This is a genomic window from Stenotrophomonas sp. GD03958 (assembly GCF_029839005.1).
Lineage (GTDB): Bacteria > Pseudomonadota > Gammaproteobacteria > Xanthomonadales > Xanthomonadaceae > Stenotrophomonas > Stenotrophomonas hibiscicola.
Genome location: NZ_JAOBZT010000023.1, coordinates 12,859 through 26,887 on the forward strand (window position 1 = coordinate 12,859; position 14,029 = coordinate 26,887).

11 protein-coding genes are annotated in these 14,029 nt (G+C 63.2%); 4 read left to right on the forward strand and 7 right to left on the reverse strand.

Annotated features, from left to right (window positions below; all coding sequences use genetic code 11):
• Window positions 1–24 precede the first annotated feature (24 nt).
• Window positions 25–252 (forward strand): hypothetical protein, encoded by a 228-nt coding sequence (locus N5C25_RS09190; protein ID WP_262213973.1) that lies wholly within the window; start codon window positions 25–27, stop codon window positions 250–252.
• A 303-nt stretch (window positions 253–555) separates the two neighbouring features.
• Window positions 556–1,443: a hypothetical protein gene (locus N5C25_RS09195; RefSeq protein ID WP_144435357.1), complete on the forward strand. Its 888-nt coding sequence runs from the start codon at window positions 556–558 to the stop codon at window positions 1,441–1,443.
• A gap of 55 nt (window positions 1,444–1,498) precedes the next feature.
• Here the strand turns inward: N5C25_RS09195 and N5C25_RS09200 are convergent, their stop codons facing one another.
• Entirely contained in the window at window positions 1,499–1,906 is a 408-nt protein-coding gene (locus N5C25_RS09200) for a biopolymer transporter ExbD (RefSeq protein WP_262213974.1), read from the reverse strand.
• 151 nt (window positions 1,907–2,057) lie between these two features.
• Here N5C25_RS09200 and N5C25_RS09205 point away from each other — a divergent pair, with 151 nt between their 5' ends.
• Together N5C25_RS09205 and N5C25_RS09210 are read left to right on the forward strand one after the other, a co-directional pair.
• Window positions 2,058–4,043 (forward strand): transglycosylase SLT domain-containing protein, encoded by a 1,986-nt coding sequence (locus tag N5C25_RS09205; RefSeq protein WP_262213976.1) that lies wholly within the window; start codon window positions 2,058–2,060, stop codon window positions 4,041–4,043.
• Between the two features lie 134 nt (window positions 4,044–4,177).
• Window positions 4,178–5,398: a multifunctional CCA addition/repair protein gene (locus N5C25_RS09210; protein ID WP_251103091.1), complete on the forward strand. Its 1,221-nt coding sequence runs from the start codon at window positions 4,178–4,180 to the stop codon at window positions 5,396–5,398.
• An 845-nt stretch (window positions 5,399–6,243) separates the two neighbouring features.
• Here N5C25_RS09210 and N5C25_RS09215 read toward each other — a convergent pair.
• From N5C25_RS09215 to N5C25_RS09240, 6 genes are all read right to left on the reverse strand, one after another.
• Window positions 6,244–6,705: a DUF4265 domain-containing protein gene (locus tag N5C25_RS09215; RefSeq protein ID WP_080398817.1), complete on the reverse strand. Its 462-nt coding sequence runs from the start codon at window positions 6,703–6,705 to the stop codon at window positions 6,244–6,246.
• A gap of 1,009 nt (window positions 6,706–7,714) precedes the next feature.
• On the reverse strand, window positions 7,715–8,410 hold the full coding sequence (locus N5C25_RS09220) for a hypothetical protein (RefSeq protein WP_144435356.1): 696 nt from the start codon (window positions 8,408–8,410) through the stop codon (window positions 7,715–7,717).
• A gap of 281 nt (window positions 8,411–8,691) precedes the next feature.
• Complete coding sequence (locus N5C25_RS09225) at window positions 8,692–9,126, reverse strand: SseB family protein (protein ID WP_279936836.1); 435 nt, start codon at window positions 9,124–9,126, stop codon at window positions 8,692–8,694.
• A 49-nt stretch (window positions 9,127–9,175) separates the two neighbouring features.
• Window positions 9,176–9,511, reverse strand: a complete 336-nt coding sequence (locus N5C25_RS09230; protein ID WP_279936838.1) for a hypothetical protein — start codon at window positions 9,509–9,511, stop codon at window positions 9,176–9,178.
• Window positions 9,512–9,514: 3 nt separating this feature from the next.
• Entirely contained in the window at window positions 9,515–10,519 is a 1,005-nt protein-coding gene (locus N5C25_RS09235; protein ID WP_279936839.1) for a S41 family peptidase, read from the reverse strand.
• 254 nt (window positions 10,520–10,773) lie between these two features.
• Window positions 10,774–13,800: an autotransporter outer membrane beta-barrel domain-containing protein gene (locus N5C25_RS09240; RefSeq protein ID WP_279936840.1), complete on the reverse strand. Its 3,027-nt coding sequence runs from the start codon at window positions 13,798–13,800 to the stop codon at window positions 10,774–10,776.
• Window positions 13,801–14,029: the final 229 nt, after the last annotated feature.

The window sequence follows — 14,029 nt, forward strand, 5'->3', positions numbered from 1 at the left end:
TAAACAAGTGGTAAAAATCGCGGCGTGATGATCGACACTCTTTCACGCGGAATTGACGTAATTGCAGGCCGATTGCGTCAGATAGCTGCAGGTTATGACCGGACGATACTGTTCACCGCAGGCAGCCTTGATGCTGGCTGCGACAGCGGCTTCCCGGCTTTCCCGCAATTGGGCAAGTGCCCTTGCCGATCCGTCCAACGACAATGCGCCGGTGCCATCGGCAGCATGATCATCGCCGTTGCCGTCGGTTGACGGCGTCGAACAGATCGCATTTGAGCTGGAACTCATACCAAGATGGCGAGTAATCCATAGGCAGGAGCCCTTGCAATGACGGACTGCAGATCGCCGGGATCACCGTGCGAACCTGAGGCACTCAATGGCTGCTCTTTTGGCTGCTGCCATCTCGATGACAGAGCCACATGCATCGACTAGCTTGAATCTACGAAGCAAATTCAGACAACACTTAGGAATAGTTTGAAAACTGCCCGTCAAACGAATTTCCGGGGCCAACCAAGGTGAGACTGAGAGCCCCAGTCATTCTCATGAGGCTCAATTGTGAAAACAATCACCGTCATGATCCATGTCGCGGTTGTCACGGCATTGCTTCTGTTCCCTACAAGCGAATCGAGAGCGGGGGGCCTGATTGAATGCAACAACTGTGCCTCTCCCAAAGATGCAGCCCTGATGTCAGGCTCCGGGTTGGCGGTTGTAATGGACTTCGAAAAAGCCCGACTGAGCGCCTTCGAAGTTGAATATGATCGCGAGATCAGAAAGTGGCGCGCACTTTCGACACCGGTTCCCGCACAGATTCAAATGGCCTTCCTACGGATTCTGGATGCGACGTCAGCCTTTCGAGGTCCACCTGAAGGGGCCCACGCGATGGCAGGAGGCGGATCAGTGGTCGTGCTGCATCCAGACAACCCCGGAAACTCCAATGGAGTGAGGTTCCCCGAGTCTTACAAGTCCTCCAATACCTTTGACATCGTCGCCTCAGCCACACTGCGAACCCGACTTGGCCAGTATCTAGCCACAGAACTGGCAGGAGCCAATACGGGAAGCCCAACCTGGAACAGTATTGCGCTCTCGATTCAACAAGCGGCCCTGAACTGGGCAGGCCTCAAAGGTGGCGGATCCATAACAATAATGATCACATGGCGTGACGGATCGAAGACGCTTTATCGAGTAACACCGGACAACGTTGCCGAAGCGAAGTATCAGAAGGGCGAAAGTCGCGACAGCACAGGCAACAAGGTTCCTGACGAATCCATCGCCGACCCGATCTCCGCCCCTTCGTACGCCGGACAATACTATTTCGGCCAGCATGGCGACTTGGACAACTGGGTCAGATCCGCACAGATGTATGGAGTCCCCGTCCAGCGCGGAAGCAGCAGCCGCATCTCGTGCAGTTGGGATGGTCGCACAGTCTACTGCCAGCAATACTGACACCCTCATCCGCCGCTCATGTCGCAATCTCCCCATGAGCGGCGGTTTAGATACGCTATCGCACGAAAGCAATGCGCTCCATGCCAGTGGCTTCGGCCGCAGCCAATATCCGCGCCATGCCTTCGTACTCGGCCGCCGGATCGGTGGCGATGCGCAGCTCCGGCAGGTTGCCGGCATGTTCGCCCACCTGTGCCTGCAGGCGCGCCTGCAGCTCACTGATCGCCATCGGCTTGCCATTCCAGCTGAGCTGGTTGCCAGCGTCCAGGCGCAGCTCGATCGGCGGGGGCGGTTCGGGTCGGTCAACCACGCGATCGGTGGCCTGTGGCAACTGCACGGCGATTGGCCGGGCCACGATCGGCGCGGTCACGATGAAGATGATCAACAGCACCAGCATTACATCCACCAGTGGCGTGACATTGATGTCCGCCAGCGGGCCGCTTCTTCCTGCGCTACTGAACGCCATGTGCCGCTCCCTGCAGCCGGGCCGTTCGCCCAAGGCCGACGTTACGACGACTGTCACTCGCTGCGGCAGGGGCTTCTAGGGATTCATTCAGCTGTCGTTGCCGACGCCCGGCGTGCACGCAATGCGAAACTGAATTCAGCCACCGCCCGCTATGCTGCATGCCATGACCCGACGATCTCCGACCGCCCTGTCCCTGCTGCCCTTGGCCACCACGCTGCTGATCGGCTGCGCCAATGCCCAGTCCCTCGACGCCCAGAACGCGCAGTTGAAAGCCGCGATCGCGGCCGCCGAACGCGGCCAGTTCGATCCTGGCCAGGCCGCTGCGCTCAGCCGCCACCCGGCGTACGGCTGGCTGGAGTACGCCAACCTGCGCCGCAACATCGACACCGTCGATACCGCGCAGGCACAGGCCTTCCTCAAGCGCTATGAGGGCCAGGCCGTGGCCAGCACGTTCCGCAGCGTGTGGCTGCCCTCGCTCGCCCGCCGCCAGGACTGGCCCACCCTGCTCGCCAACTGGGTGCCCACCGACAACGTCGGCCTGCGCTGTGCGCAGCTGACCGCGCGTCAGGTGACGGGCAAGGTCGATCCGCAGTGGATCAGCGAGGCGCAGGACCTGTGGCGCAAGAACGGCAAGTCGCTGCCGGACGGCTGTGATGCCGTTTTCGCCGTGCTGCAGGCGCAAGGTGGCCTGAGCGACGCCCTGCGCTGGGAACGCATCGATGCCGCCGCCGACGCCCAGCAGCCGGCCGTGATGCGCAGCGCTGCGCGTGGCCTGCCTGCCACCGACCTGGCGCTGGCGAACAATTACGCTGCCTTTGTCGACAAGCCCAATGCCAGCGCGTTGAACTGGCCGCGCAACGAACGCAGCCGGCGCATCGCCACCGATGGCCTGGCCAAGCTGGCCAAGGCCGACCCGGCCGCCACCGAACAGCAGCTGCCGCAGTACGCCCAGGCGCTGGGCCTGAGTGCCGCGCAGCAGGGCCAGGTGCTATACCAGATCGCACTGTGGACGGTGGCTTCCTACCTGCCCGATTCGGCGCGCCGCCTCAACGCGGTGCCGGAATCGGCGTATGACGAACGCCTGCACGAATGGCGCGTGCGCGAAGCGATGTCGCGCGGCGATTGGCCAGCGGCGCTGACAGCGATCCGCAAGATGGCCAGCAAGCAGCGCAGCGACCCGCGTTGGCGCTACTTCGAAGGCCGCATGCTGGAGAAGACCGGCCAGGCCCAGCAGGCGCAGCCGCTGTTCCGCGAAGCCGCACGCGCACCGACCTTCCACGGTTTCCTTGCCGCCGACAAGCTGCAGCAGGGTTATACCCTGTGCCCGTGGAAGCCCAACGACAGCGCGCAGGCACAGGCCGTGATCGCGCGCGACCCGGCCATCCAGCGGGCGATGGCGCTGTACCAGATCGACCGCGCCGGTTGGGCCGTGGCCGAATGGAACAGCGCGCTGTCGCGCTTCGATGACACCCAGCGCCGCCTCGCCGTGCGCGTGGCGCAGGACAACGGCTGGTTCGACCGTGCCGTGTTCGCGCTCGGCAAGCAGCCGCAGGAACAGCGCCTGTACGACCTGCGCTTCCCGCTGCACCACGACGCCACCATCCGCCGCGAGTCGGCACGCAACGCCATCGACCCGGCCTGGGTGGCGGCGGAGATCCGTGCCGAGAGCACGTTCACCCCGCGCGCGCGCTCGCCTGCCAACGCCATGGGCCTGATGCAGGTGCTGCCGGCCACCGGTGCCAGCGTGGCCAAGTCGATCGGCCTGACCGGCTACGGCGGCGCCGACAGCCTGTACGACCCGGACACCAACATCGCGATCGGCACCGCCTACCTGCGCCAGCTGATGAACAAGTACGACGGCCTGCCGTACGTGACCATCGCCGCGTACAACGCGGGGCCGACGCCGACGGCACGCTGGCAGAGCCAGCGCCCGGGCTTCGATCCGGATCTGTGGATCGAGACCATCAGCTACAAGGAAACCCGCGAGTACGTCGCCCGCGTGCTGGCCTTCAGCGTGATCTACGACTGGCGCCTCAACGGTGATGCGCTGCCGCTGAGCGACCGCCTGATGGGTCGCCTGGTGGACAAGCGCAAGCGCTTCAGCTGCGCGGCCGACGCCGAGCAGGGCGGCGATTGATCGCAACACGGTACTGCCGGCCGCTGGCCGGCATTCCCGGGTGTCCACGCCCTGGGGAGTGAAACGATGAGCCTGCTGGCCTGGATCAGGCTGGCCGCTGTATCGGTAGTGCCGGGCATGCGATGATTCCCGCCATGAAGATCTATCTTGTCGGCGGCGCCGTGCGTGACCGCCTGCTGCAGCGACCTGCCGGCGACCATGACTGGGTGGTGGTCGGTGCCACGCCCGCGGAGATGGAAGCGCAGGGCTACACCGCTGTCGGCCGCGATTTCCCGGTGTTCCTGCACCCGAAGACCGGCGAGGAATACGCGCTGGCGCGCACCGAGCGCAAATCCGGCCGTGGCTACCGCGGCTTCGTGGTCGATGCCGACCCAGCAGTGACGCTGGAAGAGGACCTGCAGCGCCGCGACTTCACCATCAATGCGATTGCCTGCGACGAAGACACCGGCACGCTGGTCGATCCCTACGGCGGTGTGCGCGATATCGAGCAACGCGTGCTGCGCCATGTCGGGCCGGCCTTCGTCGAGGATCCGCTGCGCGTGCTGCGCGCGGCGCGCTTCATGGCCCGTTTTGCACCACTGGGCTTCAGCGTCGCCGAAGAGACCATGGCACTGATGCGCGAGGTCGCCGCCAGCGGTGAACTGGACGCGCTGGTGCCGGAACGCGTCTGGCAGGAACTGCGCAAGGCGCTGGTCAGTGAACGGCCCTCCGCCTTCCTGCGCACGCTGCACGATGCGCAGGCACTGGGCCCAATCCTGCCCGAACTGGAAGCACTGTACGGCGTACCGCAGCGTGCCGAATTCCACCCGGAAGTCGATACCGGCATCCACCAGGAAATGGTCAGCGACATGGCTGCCAGGCTGGCGCCGGGCGATGACCTGGTCGGCTTCGCGGCCCTCACCCACGACCTCGGCAAGGGCCTGACCCCGCCGGAGGAATGGCCGCGCCACATCATGCACGAGCAGCGCGGCATCAAGCCGCTGAAGGCATTGTGCGCGCGGTTGAAGATTCCCACCGAGCACCAGCAGCTGGCCGAAGCGGTGTGTCGCGAGCACTTGAACGTGCACCGCATCGACGAACTGCGCGATGCCACCGTGCTGGAACTGCTGGGCCGCTGTGATGCGTTGCGTCGGCCGGAGCGCGTGGCCCGCATCGCACTGTGCTGCGAGGCCGACAAGCGCGGGCGGCTCGGCTTCGAGGACGCCGACTACCCGCAGGGCGAAACGCTCAAGCGCCTGCACCAGGCGGCGCTGTCAGTGCAGGCACGTGATCTGGATACCACGCACCTGAAGGGGCCGGCCATTGGCGAGGCGCTGGCCAAGGCGCGGGTGAAAGCCATCGCCGCCGCCCGCTGAAGCACCTGGTGATGCCGGCTGCTGGCCGGCACCGATCGCCCGTCTATCGACGACGCTTACGCGAGAAGTGGTCGACAGCATGAGCACCCAACAAGATGGGTTGCATCAAGAGGAACAGCCATCCACCCAGCCGGAGTGTCTCCACCGGATTGAACCGGGTGATGAACGCAGCTGCCAGTGCCAAACCCGCAACAAGGCCGATCTCATAGACCCACAGCGATCGGTTAGAACGCCTGCCCACGATGCTCCTCTCCATTGAACAGTACGTACTCGCCTGCCGCCTTAGCTTCCTCGATCAGTGCGCCTTCCCACGGTTGATCGCCGCAGCCCGTTGCTTCAATTGGGTCACAGTGCCGGGAATCACTTCCCTGCCCCATCCATGACTACAACCATCTAATTCGTATCCACGCCTTCGAACGCGATCGGAGGTGGCAATCCGAACAGAATTCGATTGGGCGAATACGAGTTGCAGGCCTCGCTGCGCCGGAGAAGCGCCCGCTTTGTCGATGGACTTCTTGGAGGATTGCTTCTGCCCGTTCGCATCGTGACGCATACCAGCCCCGCGTACGCCTTAAACCGCACGGTGAATGGGCGGCCATGCCTGAGAGTAGTCGAATGCCTGATGGGAGCCCTTGGGCTACCGTCAATGGGCTAAACAATGGGGACGTTTCGCCGCGCCTGAGGACCGGAACAGAACATTTCACCGGAGACATGAGAGCCTTGATGCGCTTAAGGATCCGAATAGGAATTCTGCGAGTTGATGACACTACGCTCATCGACTTCCTTCCCACTGAACTTTCGCCGCCGCAACCCCAATGCAAAGGAAAAACATGGTAAGACCACGATTAGTGAAGTTCCGAAGAAATGAAATCAGGAGAACAGTAGAATCCCTCCTCAAACTCCCAATCACCCTCGCTCTCACCTTGCTCCAAGAGCCTATACACTTCGGCCACTGCAGCGTGAGGCGGCACATCCACGGCATAGAGTAGTCTTTCACCAACGTTAGAGCCTTCGTAGGTACAGCCAAGAACTTCCAGTTCTGACCAACGCATCAGGAAGCGCTCATCTCCTGCGAATGCTGGCAACCTGACTCGATATGTGGAATGCCCCCCCCGAGCGAGAACTCCCACGAACATTAAGCCATCTTCGTCACGCTCCGTCGCGATAGTATCTCCACAACTAACCCCGTATGCATAAAATGGAATATTGTCCAGCACAAGCGAACCATCCGGCAAAAGTCGGACATGCATAATCTCCACCCCGCCGTCATCCAAGGCAAATCTTACCTTCGTCACACTGTCATTCATCTTCCACTCCACTCATCGGGGTTCCTTGCGAGCAGTGGCAGCGCGGCCCTTCCATCAGGATCCGTGAACTTGTAGGGATTTCCGTCCGCATTTCGGTATCGATTGAATTGGCTAGCTGGCTGTTGATGTGCTGTCACCGGGGTTCACCAACAGGAATAGACCCAACTACGGATCCACATACCGCTGCTGCATGTAGCTCAGCCCATTGGCCGAATCGCTCACGTGCCCGGTATACCCAAGACCATCATCAACCTGACCACCAAATACTGTCCCGTAGGGTTCATAGATATGGCGCTTGATCACTGCGCCATTGACATCCGATTGGCCACCACCGATCCAAGCGCATCGGTGTGGATATAGGTGATCGTCTGCGCCCTGGCAGCAGCCCCCCCCACGCAACCAGAGTCAAGACAGCAACGTTCTGAAAATGACCGATAGCATCACTGTCGCCTCCCAGGCGGCCCTCATGGCAGTTCACCGTTCAAAGCCGTCCTGCACCACCAACCCGTTGGATGGCCGGGTACAGCGGTCTGACACTACCAGGAGGCAATCATGCTGGCAGTCAGCTACCTGCACGACTCTACTGCGAAGATGAAAGATCCTAGGCCCTGGAAGAAAAGCCCTGAGTGAAAGCCAAGTCGTTTCGTCGTGCCTCATGCATGGAACGGGAGATTGCACCCACGGCGTTCGCAGTGTTGATGCGCATTCTGGAACCGGATGAAGTTATTCACAAAGGAGTGACTCCAGCTGCGTCAATTGCCCTGAATCACTTATGGGAATCATCTTCCCAAGGGCCATCAACGATCCTGCCTCGCCATATGCCCTCTCCCCCTGGTTCAACAACGATGATCGAGGCGACAAGGTCTCCGTCCGATCCAATTATTGGCATTCCCTTTTCGAGGGTCACGCACTCTTTCCACAAGTCATCCAACGTGCCTCTAAGGATAAGCCTGAGAAGGCCTTCAGCATCCCTGTTATTGAAATCGACAAATACTTTTAGCGTAGACATTTACGGCCTCTGAAGCCTTTCGACGACGGGAACGGGATTGGATACCGAAGGCGAAAACAAGCGGCTGGCTGCTTCCGGCTCAAGCCCAACAACTGTTGCATGTGTTGGAGATACCCCGCGGGTCGAAAGTCGGGTGCTCGTTCCTGCAGTAGGCAAGGGGGTGCCTGCGATAATGCCAAGCATGGCAGTGTCGCCTCGACCTGGCAGGTGTACGTTGAGCCCGCTCCAGAACTCCCTGACATTGAAGATGCCGCTGCCCGGCACACTCCCCACAGTGCATACCCTTGCAGGAAGACCGGTGGAATTCGCGTAGGTTACCGCCACATGAGGCACTTCAACATCCCAATTTCCCAGGCCCAACAGGCGAGCATCGTGGTCGCGGATGCTACCTTGCGGCTGCAACTGCATATTCAATCGGCGTGCAAACTGCACGGGCAGATTACTGTTGCCTGGCAGGTCGATTTCGACCACGCGGAACTGCGTGCTTCCGTCGTATAGACTTACGCCCTCGCCGAACAGCCCCGTATCCAAAGTGGACAGCGATTCAGCGTTCTGGATTCGCTTCCGGTATTCCAAATAGGGATGGATACCGTCCGCAACCGACTGAGCCGCGACTGGTCCCGAGATAATAAGACCGATCAAGAAAACTGGCAGCACAGTCGAACGCAACGCAACACGACGCAATGCATCGATCACTAGGCATTCCTTCAGATTTGGATTCCATTTCCCAAAGGCCGGCCTTGCACCGTCCTTTTCCCGAAGGCGACTGCACAATCCTTACGCCGCCCGAAGCGACGCTATCACATTTGTCAGCTGTGTGAGAGTCAGAAAAGACTGACCCTCAATAGGAGAAGACACACTGTCTCTCCCACCAAGGCGCGGGTAAAAGCCTTCGCGGCGGCCCGCTGATCCGCGACAGCCGCGTGCACCGCTATTGGTAGTGCCGGCCGCTGGCCGGCAACCCTATATCGCTGGCTTCAATGCGCCATCCCACGGGTGATCGCCGCCGCCCGCTGCTTCAGCTGGGCCACGGCATCGGGAATCATCTCCATACCCACGTCCAGGCCGGGGTTCAGCACCAGGCCGACGCCGTCGCCGATACCGGCCAGCAGCGCGTGCACCGCGATCGGCATGGCATGCGCGAACTGCGGCAGCTGCTCATGCCACAGGCCAGCGCGCTCATGCGCAGTGAACACTGCGAACATCGGCTCGCCGCTCTCGCTGGTCAGCACCAGCGGCGAGATGCTCTCGTCCCAGGCACCGTCTTCGCCGATGGCCTTGTCCAGCAGCACGAACGCCGTCGAGGTCAGCAGGCCATCGAGGAACTGCGATGCGGTCAGCGTGCCGTCCTGGGCCTGCAGCAGGCGCACCTCGAGGTCGTTGAGGGGTTCGAACGGGGTGTCGTGGTCCATGGTCGGTTCCGGTACGTGGTTGCAGGGCAGACTTTAACAGGCCCGCTCCTCAACCGAGGAATCCATGCCGCCACAGCCAGCCCAACGCAGCCAGACCGGCCACCACCACCAGCATCAGTGGCAGGCCGAAGCGGTGCCGCCACGGGATCGGCACCCCGCCCAGCTGCTGGTCCATGGTGTCGGTGTCCAGCACCCAGCCGTGCCCGCACCGGGTGCAGGCCAGCTCATAACGGCGATGGTAGGTGAGGCCGAACAGCAGGTCGATGCGCGCCATCTTGTAGGGCAGCTGCGGCGCGAACTCGGTTTCCGTCTGGCAGCGCAGACAGTGATGGGCTTCGGTCGGGCCGACGATCAGCACCCGTTCCTGTTGGCCGATCAGGATCATGGATCAGCGGCCCTGGCAGGCTGGTTGGGCCAGCAGCCAGGCTTGGGCGGCGGCAAGGGTGGCCGGCCCGCTGGCCGTAGCCTGATCCGGCTGCATTCTGCCACCGTCGCCCTGCCCGTTACGATCGGTCATCACGTTGTGAGTCAACAACAGGGTGGTACCATCCACCAGCGTCGTCGGTCGATTGCCAGTAGAAAAGCCTGCGCTGGGCTGACCGAAACTGCGACTCCCCGGTTGCCCTCGAAACGCAAGTGCCACTGCTTCGCCGGAGCTTGCAGTGCCTGCCCCCATCACCACCGCCACCGGTGCCGTGCCCGCTCGCAACCGATACGCGCCCTGTCGTGAACGCAGCATCGAGGCATTGCCTTGCACGACTTCTCCTTCCGCCTGCCGCCACCACAGCAATCCATCGGCACTACGGAAGGCGCCGATCAGCGCCCCCTGCGTATCCGGCGTTCCATGCAGCAATGGCAACAAACCAAACAACATAGGCCACATGTTGCCACCACCATTGCTGCTTACATCCACCACCCAGCCGCACCGCGTGCCGTCATCCAGGCCAGCGATATGCTCCTGCAACGCCAGCGCGTAGACCTTGCGTGCTTCATAACGTTCTGATTCGTTGCGTTGCAGGTCTTCCACGAAGGGGCTCACCCGCAGCACGCCGATGCGGGGATTGGCATGACTGGGGGCAGCGAAGTCGGTCGCCTGACTGGCATTCAAGCGCTGGGCACGTTCGGAGCGCTGACGCTGCTCGCTTGGTGAAAACCAGCGGCCATGGCCTCCGCTGCTGCGTGCGGCGGCTTCATCCAGAACACGGCGCTGTTGCGCGCGGTCATCCCCTGCCGCGTTCAGGCGCGCGCGCACGTCGTTCCAATCTACGCGGCGACGGTACAAGGACTGGGTTTCCAACAACTGCAGCATCTGCTCACGCGCTTCCGGCGACGGCAGCTCCACTGTCTCCTCTGCAACTGCGGCCGAAGATGAAAGCAGCAGCGTGGTGAGCATGGCGGCACGGACATTCCTTAGGTCCAGCATCGACGACTCCTTGTCATGTATCGAAGCCGTAGGATAGCCGCGGTGGGATCGATCTCGCCACGCGCTAGTGTTCTGTGGAGCCGAGCCTATGCTCGGCTTGGGGAAATCGCGACTGAAGCAGCCGAGCATGGCTCGGCTCTACAAAGTCATGACGGCGGCAGGGTTCGTGTCGACCAAGGTCGACACCCACCAGAGCGGGTCATGCCGCCGGGCATGGCCCGGCGCTACCAGTCCGCGCGCAGGCCGATGTTGCCTTCGATGATGCGGCGCTTCTCGTTGCGGTCGCCGCCCAGTTCGCGCGTGTAGTCGGCCACCGCGTACGCGCTGATGGTGCGGTTGAAGCGCCCGACCACACCCACGCCGGCTTCCAGCGCGCGCGAGCGCTGCGAATTGACGATCACGTCGTCGTCGAAACGGATGCGGTCCTCGCCGGAACGGCCATGCCAGTAATTGAGCTTGAAATACGGCTGCCAGCCGTTGTCGGCCAACTGATAATCGCCGGCCAGGCGCAGGCCGATGCGGCCGGTCCAGGCGTTGTCGTTGTCGAAGCGCACGCTCGATACTTCATCGCGACGGTCATCCAGCGAAGCGCGCTGCCAGATCACCTGCACCTGCGGTTCCAGCCACCATGCGGACTGCCCGACGTGCAGCAGCGGCTTTCCGGCCTCCACTGACACGCTGGTGCCATCGCCCTTGATGCCGAAGCCGAGCCCACGCGAGGAACGCACGCGGCCGTCGTAGCGGCTCTGCATCGCCACGGCGTCGATGTAGCCGCCACTGCTGTCGGTGAACGTCCAGTACAGGCCCACGTGCTTGTCGTCCAGGCGGTTCTGGCCCACCTGCACGTTCTCCCAGCCCAGTGCGAGGCCGGTGGTCTTGCCCTGCGCACGGGTGCGGCCGACGAACACGCCGATCTGGTTACGATGGCTATCAGACGCCGCAGCCCATACGTCGATGCCGGCCTGCAGGCCCATCACATCGCCACCGAAGCCGGGCTGCGCATCGCCCTTCCAGTGGATCTCGCTGCTCTGGCCCACCAAGCGCCCCCAGGCGGTACGGAATGTGCCCTGGTTGTACAGCAGGCGCTGCTCGCCCTGGCGCTCGTGGAAGGCACCCAGGCTGGCCAGCGAAGTCTCACGCAGCAGCGGCGGCACCACGGCATAGGTCGCAGTCTCCACCCGGTACAGCGGTACCACTGCGCCCTCGGCGGGGCGTGCGCCCGGCGTCGGCGGCGTACCGGTTCCGGGCAGCGCACCACCGGCCACCGGCACGTCCGGCACGGCCGGATCGCTGGGCGGCGCCACCGGCGCCGGTTCCGGTGGCGGCGGTGGTGGCGCGGTCTCGCCTGCGGTCAGGTCCGGGTCGGGGGCGCCTTCGGGCGGCGGCGGCGGTGCCGGGGTGATCGGCGGCGGTGGTGCCACCGGCGGCGTCAATGGTGGTGGTACGGCAGTACCGCCGCCATTGGGTGCCGGCGTCGGCCCGCTGACCAGCGTGGAGCGCAGGTACCAGTTCTCCCCGGTACCAGCACTGACGCCGCCCTTGAACAGGAAGTACTCGTAGGCACCGGCGGCAACCGGTGCGAACAGCGAGAACGCGCCCGGCGCGGTGCGGCCACCATTCAAGGCCTGCACCACCAGGATGCCATCGGCCAGCGTGGCGGCGCCGCTACCGCCGGCATTGAGCACGCCGATGCCGGTGGTCCCGGTGGCAGTACCGCCGTCGATCACCAGACGGTCGCTGGTGGAGTTGTCCGCGCCCAGCACGGTACGCAGGTAAAGGCCACCGCCATCGCCTCGATAATTGCCACGCACGGTGAACACGTCGCCCGCGCCGGTACCGGTCAGGTCGATGCGCCCGGCATTGACCATCTCCACCAGTGCGCCACTGTTGAACGGACGGATGGCATGGCCGCCACTGCCCGCATACACGGTACTGGTGTCATCCACGGTGAGCGTGCCGGTGCCGGTTGCGCTGTCGCCCAGCACCAGGTCGCCATCGAAGCTCAGCTCGGTGCTGTTGGTCAGGCTGATCGTCTCCCAGTTCTGGAAGCGGCCCACGCCCGTGGTCTTGACGTTGCTGAGGTTGAGCTGGTCGATGCCACTGCCGCCGTCGAACAGCGGCACCGCACCGAGATTGCCCTGGTTGAGGTTGCTGAGGTTGGCCACGTCGTTGTCCGGGCCCATGTCGATCGCGCCGTAGACGATGCCGCCGCCATTCCAGTTGAAGGTGTCATCGCCGGTACTGAGCAGTACCTGCCCGCGCACGGTGCCATCGGTAATGGTCACGCTGTCGTTGCCGCCGCTGACGCTTATGTTGCCGCCGATGTAGGCGGTACCCGAGATGATGATGGTATCGGTGTCGAAACCGGTCACCACATTGCCATCCACGGTGCCGCCGGACTGGTCCCACAGGTTCTTGTCCAGCTTCATGTTGACGCGGCCGATGCGGCCACCGGTCATCCAGGCCTGGTCGCCATCCTCGAACGCGCCGATGATGCGGCCACCGCTCATGCGGAAGGTATCGATGTTGTCGCCCTGCTGCAGCGCGCCGACCGTGCCGCCACTCATGACGAAATCATCGCGGCCACTGCCCTGCGCTACCAGGCCGGTGACGGTGCCGCCGGTGACGGTCATCTGGTCATCGCCGTTGCCCTGGTCGACGCTGTCGATGGTGCCATTGCCCAGCAGCAGCACATCGTTGCCATCCCCTTGCAGGACCCCGCCGCTGATGCTGCCGGCCTGCATCTCCAGGCGATCATTGCCGGCACCGAACTGCACCCCGCTGCGCCCGCTGATCGTTCCGCGATTGACCAGCACGCTGTCGCCCGCACCGACGAGCTGCAGGGCGGTGTTGTTGCCGGTGCTGATGCTGCCCGCATTTTCGACACGGCTGCCGCCACCGAGCTGGACCGCCACACCGCCGACCGAACTGATCGTGCCCACGTTGGACAACAGATGCCCACCTGCGCCGACCAGCGAGATGGCGCTTGCACCGCCGCTCTGTTGCAGCTGTGCGCCGCTGGCGACATTGATGGTGATGCCGGCCGGGCCATTGGCGGTGATGGGAACGGTCTGCGGGTTCGGCGCGTTGGCGTCGCAAGTGACCGTCTGGCCTGCGGTCGGGGTGGCGTTGTCACAGCCCGCCCAGGCGGCGCCGGCACTCAACAGCATGACGGACGGGACGGCCAGGGCCTGCAGTACGGAAGCGGTGAGGCGGCGCATACGCGTTGCGCGCGGGACGGCACGGGACATACGGCACTCCTGGACAAGGGATCAGGAACTGCGGATATGCGGTACTGCGAGCGCAGTCTGCGCCATGGTGAACCGTTTCGACAGGTGAAATAGCGTGCCAACTATCACAGTTCAGATGCGAACTCGATCAGCTATCACCCCACCTCTACGTGACTGAAATTGTTCATCTTTGCGGCGGTCAGACGCCACGCGGAGAGCATCCACGCATGGCGTGGATCTACGGGGCATC

Excerpts from the sequence above, each read along its gene's own strand:
- N5C25_RS09215 (WP_080398817.1), bottom strand. The coding sequence starts at position 6,705 with ATGAATGACAGTGTGACGAAGGTAAGATTTGCCTTGGATGACGGCGGG.
- N5C25_RS09230 (WP_279936838.1), bottom strand. The coding sequence starts at position 9,511 with ATGATCCTGATCGGCCAACAGGAACGGGTGCTGATCGTCGGCCCGACC.
- N5C25_RS09210 (WP_251103091.1), top strand. The coding sequence starts at position 4,178 with ATGAAGATCTATCTTGTCGGCGGCGCCGTGCGTGACCGCCTGCTGCAG.
- N5C25_RS09235 (WP_279936839.1), bottom strand. The coding sequence starts at position 10,519 with ATGCTCACCACGCTGCTGCTTTCATCTTCGGCCGCAGTTGCAGAGGAG.
- N5C25_RS09205 (WP_262213976.1), top strand. The coding sequence starts at position 2,058 with ATGCTGCATGCCATGACCCGACGATCTCCGACCGCCCTGTCCCTGCTG.
- N5C25_RS09240 (WP_279936840.1), bottom strand. The coding sequence starts at position 13,800 with ATGTCCCGTGCCGTCCCGCGCGCAACGCGTATGCGCCGCCTCACCGCT.
- N5C25_RS09225 (WP_279936836.1), bottom strand. The coding sequence starts at position 9,126 with ATGGACCACGACACCCCGTTCGAACCCCTCAACGACCTCGAGGTGCGC.
- N5C25_RS09200 (WP_262213974.1), bottom strand. The coding sequence starts at position 1,906 with ATGGCGTTCAGTAGCGCAGGAAGAAGCGGCCCGCTGGCGGACATCAAT.